Raw genomic sequence first — 7,389 nt, 5'->3', positions numbered from 1 at the left:
CGCGGGACGCGGCGAAGCTGACGCTCGCACGGTTTGCGAAGCTCGCCGCCGCGATGGATCTGCCGCTGATACTGCACGCGCCGCACGGATGCGCCGCCGACGCGCTCGCGATAATTCGCGAGGCTAAAGTGACGCGCGCGGTCTTTCATTGGCATAAGTCCGACGAGCAGACCACGCGCGCGATCATCAACGCCGGATATTTTATTTCGCTGACGCCCGAGGTCGCCTACCGGGAGCGCGATCGGGATCTCGCCCGGATGATCCCTGCGAACCGGATGCTGGTCGAGACCGACGGACCGTGGCCGTACGGCGGCCAGTTCGCGGGGCGATTGACCGAGCCGGCGATGATCAAGGATGTGGTCGCCGCGATTGCGCATCTGCGCTGCGCTACGTTCGATGAAATAGCCGAATCGACGACGGCCAACGCGCGCGCGCTGTTTCGCATCGGAGAGTAGGCACGGTTTGCGCATTCCCGGAGATCGAAGAGTGAAATGAGATTTGCCGTATTGCTTATCGCGCTGATGGTCGCCGGATGCGCGGACGTGCCGCCGCAAATGATCTACGTTCCGGCAGACATGCTACCGAAGGTCGCCAAGCCCTCGCAAAATCAAGCGCGCTTTGCCGGTCAAACCCTGGTCGTCGCGCCGGTCACCGGGGTCGGAGCGTCATCCGCGCAGGCGCTCTCTGGCGCGCTGCTGGGTGCTTCGGTGCTAGGAACGTCAGTGATCTGGGCCAAGACATTTCGCGAGGCGCTGATCGAGGGCTTGCAAGATGCGGCCTTGTTCGGAAATGTGTCGCGCGCTGGCACGTCTCGCTATGTCTTGCAGGCCGAGATCCTGCAGCAGGCCCCGGCCGGCTACGGCGCAACCATCACGGTCCGGTACGCGCTGAACGATACGCAAAGCGATCGCGACATCTGGAGCGAGGACATCGCGGCAACCTATTCCTTTTCTCTCAACCCGGCCACTTTCCTTGCCCCCGGCAACACCCAATACCGGGCACTCATGCGGGCATGCGGTAAAAACATCGAGTCATTGATTGCGAAACTGGCGGCTCTGCCTAACGTTGCGGCCGCGCAATGACACGATTCGGACAGCTCTTTTCTACAATGGATTAAGATCACGCATCTAAGCGATTGACAGGTAAAAATGAATTGTTCGTGAAATTTGCGTCGGCAGCGGATACAATACGCTGGCGATGCCGATCTACGAATATCGTTGCGAAAAGTGCCGCCGCACGACCAGCGTCCTGACCACGCGTGTCAGCGAAAAGGTTGACGCGGTCTGCGCGCATTGCGGCGGAAAGAAAATGCGCCGCCTGATGTCGCGGTTCGCGATGCCACGTAGCGAGGAGTCGCGAATGGAGTCGCTCGCGGATCCGTCGAAGATGGGCGACATCGACGAGAACGATCCCAGGAGCGTGGCGCGGATGATGAAGCGGATGGGCAAGGAGATGGGCGACGAGTTCAACGGCCCGGAGTTCGACGAAGCGGTCGAGGAATTGGAGAGCGGCGGTGATTTGGGGGATGAAGGGTCGGGCGACGACGACGTTTAGCAGGGCTGGGCTGTGCGCGGCCGCAGAACCCTCGCCTACCGACCGCTAGGCGGTCGGCCGCCTCTCCCCGCGAAATCAGCACCCTCACTCGCGCCGGCAGCGCGGCTTCTCCCTGCCAAGCGCCGCTAGTACGCAGAACCTTTCGCCTGTCTCGCTGCGCTCGGCTGCCTTCCCCGTGAATAAACTGTGAGGTAACATCGTCTCTTCACGAAGTGCACACCGTTATTGAAAAGCGGAGATGCGTCGCCCTGCAATGATAGAGAAGCTAAAGGCAAAAGCTTTTGTCGCGCTTGGAAAACCAGACGGCCGGCTTGGAATCTGGCTGGCGGGCCATCGGGGATACGTCGGCGGCAAATGGGACGCGTTAGGCCAACTGCAGTTTGAGTTCATGCTCAAGATGGGGCTGAAACCGGGGCACGTCCTGCTCGACACCGGATGCGGCGCGTTGCGGGGGGGGTGAAATTCATCGAGTATCTCGAGGAAGGAAATTACCTGGGCCTCGACAGTGAAAAGCGGCTCATACGACTGGGAATCAAGAAGGAGCTGGGCCGGGAGCTGATGCGACGCAAGTCGCCTCAGTTCGTAGTCTCCGGCAGTTTCGAATTCGAGAAATTTTCGAAGCGGCCGGACTTCGCAATCGCGCAGTCCCTGTTTACCCATCTTGTCGAGTCCGACATCCGCCTGTGCCTGGAAAAAATGCGGCGATTCATTAGTCCTGGAGGACGGTTCTATGCGACCTACCTCATTGCGGACGGATCGCACGTCAAACCCGGTTCATCCCGATCGCATTCGCACCGGGGTTTCCAATATCCGCGCGCGATGGTTGAGGACTTCGGCGCCAAGGCCGGATGGCGTCCGAAATATATCGGTGACTGGGGCCACCCGGTCAATCAGATGATGGTCGAGTACGTCGCGGAGTAGCACGAATCGCGGCAACTAATCCGCTTCGAGCATGACGATCGCCGCCGCGGCCATCCCGTCGCCACGTCCTAGCGCGCCGATTCCCTCGGGACTCGACGCTTTCACGTTGACGCGCGATTGATCCGCGCCGATTGCGGCGGCGAGCTGCTCGCGCATCGCATCGAGATACGGCTTGAGCTTCGGCCTCTCGGCGAAAATCGTGAGATCGGCGTTGCCCAGCCGCCATCCCTGACCGCCGGCGAGCTTCCAGACGGCCTCGAGCAGCGCGATCGAGCTGGCGTCTTTGTAGCGGGGATCGCTGTCGGCAAAATGCCGGCCAAGGTCGCCCGCGCCGATCGCGCCGAGGATCGCGTTGGCCAGCGCATGCGCCGCGACGTCGGCGTCAGAATGGCCGCGGAGTCCCTGGTCGTGCTTGATTTCGACGCCGCCGAGCACCAGCCGGCGGCCCGCTTCGAGCGGATGAAAATCGAATCCGTTGCCTACGCGGTATCGCGTCGCCATTGCTCTAACCCTCGCGCGGGGATGAATCCCGCCAGCGCATCATTTGCACTGCGCCCCACTCGCGTTGACAATCGCTATTTCAGCCGCCAAGCTTTCTCCCATCGACCCGTCAGGAGGATCGCCCGCGATGCCCGCATTTGCCAAGAACCCGAAATTCATCATCGGCACGATCGTAGTCCTGTGGGTGGCGTACGTCATTTACGCAAACTTCCATCCGACGCCGGTGGATTTCTACCTTCTTCCGTTCGGTGTGATTGTGCAATTCAAGCTCTCGACCGTGATAATCGGCTCCGCGATTTTCGGCGCCGTCGCGACGATCGTGATTCAGTGGCTATGGCGGCGGCCCTCGAACAGTTCATCTGCGCCCACCGCGCCGTCGTCGCGGTAAGACGGCATCAGCAGCACGGCCACCTGGGCGCCGGCCTTCAACAGGGTTTCGCTTGACGGACCGACGAGCAATCCGTCGGCGCGCGAGAGCGAGCTTAAAATCCCCGATCCCTGGCTGCCGGTCGGCGTCGCCAGCCATCCGTCCGCGCCGCGCTCGAGTCTGACCCGCACAAACTCGGTGACGTCCTTGCCGATCTTGATATCGACGGCGCATCGCGCCTGGATGCGCGGCAGACCCACGCGCCGCATCCCGCTCATCTTGAGAATCGCGGGGCGCGCGTACAGGTAGAAGCAGACCAGGGTGGATACGGGATTGCCCGGCAGGCCGAATATCGGGCGGTAGCCCACCGTGCCGAACTTGAGCGGACGCCCGGGCCTTTGCGCCACGCCGTGAAAAAGCTGGCGCATCCCGAGTTCGTCGAGCGCGCCGGTGACGTGATCGAACTGTCCCACCGAGACTCCGCCGGTCGATAGCACCACGTCGAAGGTCATCGCCTCGGCCAGCCGCTCGCGAATCTCGCGCGCGTCGTCGCGCGCCACTTTGAGGATGACGGCTTCGGCGCCTGCTTCGGCAATCGCGCCGGCCAGCGCGTAGGCGCTGGAATTGACGACCTGCGGACCGCTCGGCGATTGATCGACGTCCACCAGCTCGTCGCCGGTCGCAACGATCGCGACCCGCGGGCGGCGAATGACTTCGACCATCGAGCGATTCACCGACGCCAGCATCCCAAGGTCCGCCGGCTTAAGCGTCCTGCCCGCCGACATCACCAGGTCGCCCAGGCGTAAATCCTCGCCGCGCGGCCGGATGGAATCGCCTTTCTCGGCGGCGACCAGAAACTCGACCACACCCCCGCCGCCGCGCGTCCGCTCGACCGGGACGATTGCGTCCGCGCCCTCGGCGATCGGCGCGCCGGTCATCGTGCGAACCGCTTCGCCCGCGCTCACCCGCCGGGCCGGCATCTGGCCGGCGCCCACGGTCTCGAGGACGGTCAGCTTGACGGGGATGGCCTCCGACGCCCTGGCAAGATCGGCGGCGCGCACTGCGTAACCGTCCATCGCCGAGTTGTCGAAGCCGGGGATATCGCGCGGCGAGCTGATATCCTGGGCGAGCACGCGGCCAAGCGCCGTGACGATTGGAATCCGCTCGACGCCGAGCGGAGTTACGTTGTCGAGTACGATTTGGATGGCCTGGTCGGCGCTAATCATGAGGAAAGAAGGATACGCCGCTTCGGCTCACGAATGAACCGGCGACCGGCCAATGCCTGCCTGGAGCAATGATCGGCGACCAGCCAATGCCGGTCTGGAGCAATGATCGGCGACCGGCCAATTCCGATCTGGAGCAACGACCGGCGACCAGCCAATGCCGGTCCAGAGCACGGAGCGAAAAGAGCCTAAAAGGACTAGAATTCGACGTGTTCCGCGCTGGCGTGGGTTTCCACGGGAACGCGGACGCTGTACGACCGTTCGTAGGGAGGAACGATGTCGCGCAGCAAGGCCGGGTTGAGCTCATGCAGGCGCTGGAGAGTCGTCCCGTGATCGAGGGCGACCCGGGAGAGCGGAGTGCCGCCGGGAACCGGCAGCATCTCGAACGCCGGTGGATCGTCGAGCTTGATGGGCGTGATTCCGTAACTGTCGGCATGATGCGCGATGTACGCGACGGCCATGAAACGTCCCAGCAGCCCACGGGTCCGCCGCGGCAGCCGATTGCCGAACTTTTCGATATTGGGGCCGCGCAACGACCAATAACGATCGATCGCCCGGTCGCCGTTGTTCCACGCGATCAGCGTCACCGGCCAATCGTCGCCGGCCGCGTCGTGCAGGGTCGCCAGGTACTCGGCCGCCGCCTTGGTGGACATTACCGGGTCGCGGCGCTCATCGACGTAGTTGTCGATATGCAGGCCGAAGCGCTTGGCGGTATCGCTATTGAACTGCCACGGACCCTTGCCGCGCTTGGAAAATTCGCTTTCGGCGAAGGCCAGGTACACCAGGTCGTCGGGAAGGCCATAGCTTCTGAGCACCCGGACCATATCGGGCAGGTAGGGGTGACTGCGGTCGAAGGTATCCTGCAGATGGTCGGGGTAATTCATAAAATCCGACACATAGCGGCGAACGGACTGATTAAGCAGAATCGGGAACGGCGCAACCGCCTGAGGCAGCGGAAGCACGTATTGCGACCCGATCGGCTTTGCGCCGGCTTCCGCGGGAGTCTCGAGCTCAAAGCCTGCGTTTTGTCCGATCAGGCTCGGCGGCGGGTTGTATGCCCCAGCCGGAGCCTGTGACCCGTCGAGTTCGTCGGCGATTGCACAAGTGGACGCCCATCCGGCGACAACCAGGGCCGCCATCAGCGCAACAAACACTCGATAGATAGACTTTGTCTTAGGCATTCTCCCCCAATAAGCTGTTCCCAACGGTACCGACCGATACGCCCCAGATCAACCCATCGGCGGTGCATAATTTATTAAAAAGCCTAATGTCTGAGAGTCATATTTTTAATAATCCTTGCAAATGCTCACGAATTTTTGCGTTCAGCGGCAATAAAATACTCGCGAAGTCCATGTTTAGCCCGACCAACTCCTTTATGTTACGGTCTATAACCGCGCGACCGTCCTGACGGCGGCTGACCGGGGGTAGATTTGAGTCTCTGGCACGACATTATCGATAGCCTGACCGATGCGGTCATCGTGCTTTCACCCGCGATGGAACCGCTGACGGTCAATCCGGCCGCCAAGACGATGCTCGGGGTCTCCCAGGTCAGCGCCGAATCCGTGGCCGACCTCGTGCGCCAGAACGACTGGTTGGGCCGGATGGTCCGCGCCTGCCTGGCCAGCGGTCAGGAGCTTGGAGACATGGAGACCGTTCTGGCGGCGGGACCTCGGGAACTGTCGGTTCGCGCCGAAGTATCCCCCCTGCTGAGCCCCGAGGGACAGCTCGCCGGGGTCATTATCGTGTTTCACGACCTGTCTCACGAAAAAGGCGCCGCCGAGGCGGGGACCGCCGGCGACTTGAGCCTGCAACTATCGCCCGCAGGTCTGGCCCACGAGGTCAGGAACCCCCTGACGGGCATCAAGGGAGCCGCTGAGCTGATGGCCGGGATGTTTCCCGAGGACGGACGCGCGCAGCAGTACTGCAGCGTGATCCTCGATGGCGTCAACCGGATCGCTTCGCTCGTCGAGCAGGTGCTGATGGTCAGTGGGCCGCAGCGCCTGGCGAATGAGCCGGTCAACATACATATGGTGCTGCACCAGGCGATGAGGATGGCGGGGTTGTTCCCGGATCCGCCCGACGGGGTCGTCGTGCTCCAGGATTTCGATCCCAGCCTGCCCGACGTGGTCGGCGACGCAGGCGCCTTGGAACGAACCTTCCTCAATTTGATCAAGAACGCGGCCGAAGCGATCGGCTCGTCGGGCACGATTCGACTGCATACGCGAATCGAACGGGATTTCAGAATGACCGCCGAGGGGCGTCGCCGCCAGTTCCTGCGCGTCGAGATCAGCGACAGCGGCGTCGGCATCCCCGAAGATCAGCTCACGCAACTGTTCACGCCGTTCTTCACCACCAAGCCGGCCGGAACCGGCCTAGGTCTCGTGCTATGCCAGCGAATTATCGCGCTTCACGGTGGCAGACTGTGGGCGCAGCGCGGCGGCGTCGAGATCAAGGGCGCGGACGCGGGCGCATCGAGGGGCGGGATGACGTTCAAAGTGACGCTCCCGATGATGCCCCCCGACAAACCCCCGCAATAAGAAATCCCGCCAGAGCGAAGCGAACAATCTTGGATCTTTGCCTCGCCCCAGTTAGGATGCTGCGTTCGGCGCGGCTTTTTACCTGCCTCGCCCGTCAGTCGGGAGAGGCCGACGCGCGTCCGCGCGCGGCGGGTGAGGGACCAAATTTGCCGGATTCAGAATCTGCACCGCGCTAACCACCACCGCCCTCTCTCTGTCATCCTGACCGAAGCGAGCAACGCGAGCGCAGCGGAAGGATCTCGGACAGCTTCGCGCCAGCGAAGCCGGTACCGGTTCTTGCTCGCCT

The 7,389-nt window shown here is 62.6% G+C and carries 10 protein-coding genes; 7 read left to right on the top strand and 3 right to left on the bottom strand.

The features are described 5' to 3' along the window. The 5 genes from ABSB13_RS16125 to ABSB13_RS16105 all read left to right on the top strand — a co-directional run. The coding region (locus ABSB13_RS16125; protein WP_428110298.1) for a TatD family hydrolase at nucleotides 1-455 on the top strand (455 nt) is incomplete at its 5' end. 36 nt (nucleotides 456-491) lie between these two features. After that, nucleotides 492-1,082 carry a hypothetical protein gene (locus tag ABSB13_RS16120; RefSeq protein ID WP_428110296.1) on the top strand — a complete coding sequence of 197 codons (591 nt, stop codon included), beginning with the start codon at nucleotides 492-494 and terminating at the stop codon, nucleotides 1,080-1,082. A gap of 115 nt (nucleotides 1,083-1,197) precedes the next feature. Continuing rightward, nucleotides 1,198-1,554 (top strand): FmdB family zinc ribbon protein, encoded by a 357-nt coding sequence (locus ABSB13_RS16115; protein ID WP_428110295.1) that lies wholly within the window; start codon nucleotides 1,198-1,200, stop codon nucleotides 1,552-1,554. A 253-nt stretch (nucleotides 1,555-1,807) separates the two neighbouring features. Next, nucleotides 1,808-2,014: a hypothetical protein gene (locus ABSB13_RS16110; RefSeq protein WP_428110294.1), complete on the top strand. Its 207-nt coding sequence runs from the start codon at nucleotides 1,808-1,810 to the stop codon at nucleotides 2,012-2,014. Then, nucleotides 2,011-2,475, top strand: coding sequence for a class I SAM-dependent methyltransferase (locus ABSB13_RS16105; protein WP_428110292.1), 465 nt, complete (start codon nucleotides 2,011-2,013; stop codon nucleotides 2,473-2,475). Before ABSB13_RS16110 ends, ABSB13_RS16105 begins: the two co-directional genes overlap by 4 nt. A 15-nt stretch (nucleotides 2,476-2,490) precedes the next feature. Here the strand turns inward: ABSB13_RS16105 and ispF are convergent, their stop codons facing one another. Continuing rightward, on the bottom strand, nucleotides 2,491-2,976 hold the full coding sequence (ispF, locus tag ABSB13_RS16100) for a 2-C-methyl-D-erythritol 2,4-cyclodiphosphate synthase (protein WP_428110291.1): 486 nt from the start codon (nucleotides 2,974-2,976) through the stop codon (nucleotides 2,491-2,493). 127 nt (nucleotides 2,977-3,103) lie between these two features. On the opposite strand from ispF, the gene ABSB13_RS16095 reads away from it, so the two are divergent. Continuing rightward, nucleotides 3,104-3,364, top strand: coding sequence for a hypothetical protein (locus ABSB13_RS16095; protein ID WP_428110290.1), 261 nt, complete (start codon nucleotides 3,104-3,106; stop codon nucleotides 3,362-3,364). Here ABSB13_RS16095 and ABSB13_RS16090 read toward each other — a convergent pair. Next, nucleotides 3,301-4,569, bottom strand: a complete 1,269-nt coding sequence (locus tag ABSB13_RS16090; RefSeq protein ID WP_428110288.1) for a molybdopterin molybdotransferase MoeA — start codon at nucleotides 4,567-4,569, stop codon at nucleotides 3,301-3,303. The two genes, ABSB13_RS16095 and ABSB13_RS16090, sit on opposite strands and share 64 nt — an antisense overlap. Before the next feature lie 194 nt (nucleotides 4,570-4,763). Continuing rightward, the gene (locus tag ABSB13_RS16085; RefSeq protein WP_428110287.1) at nucleotides 4,764-5,747 is read right to left on the bottom strand and encodes a transglycosylase SLT domain-containing protein; all 984 of its coding nucleotides are present in this window, start codon (nucleotides 5,745-5,747) and stop codon (nucleotides 4,764-4,766) included. A gap of 249 nt (nucleotides 5,748-5,996) precedes the next feature. On the opposite strand from ABSB13_RS16085, the gene ABSB13_RS16080 reads away from it, so the two are divergent. Then, on the top strand, nucleotides 5,997-7,103 hold the full coding sequence (locus ABSB13_RS16080; RefSeq protein ID WP_428110286.1) for a two-component system sensor histidine kinase NtrB: 1,107 nt from the start codon (nucleotides 5,997-5,999) through the stop codon (nucleotides 7,101-7,103). Nucleotides 7,104-7,389 lie beyond the last annotated feature (286 nt).

The organism is Binatus sp. (SeqCode) (assembly GCF_050013435.1).
Taxonomy (GTDB): Bacteria; Desulfobacterota; Binatia; order Binatales; family Binataceae; genus Binatus.
This window is presented reverse-complemented; position numbering and strand designations above follow the sequence as displayed.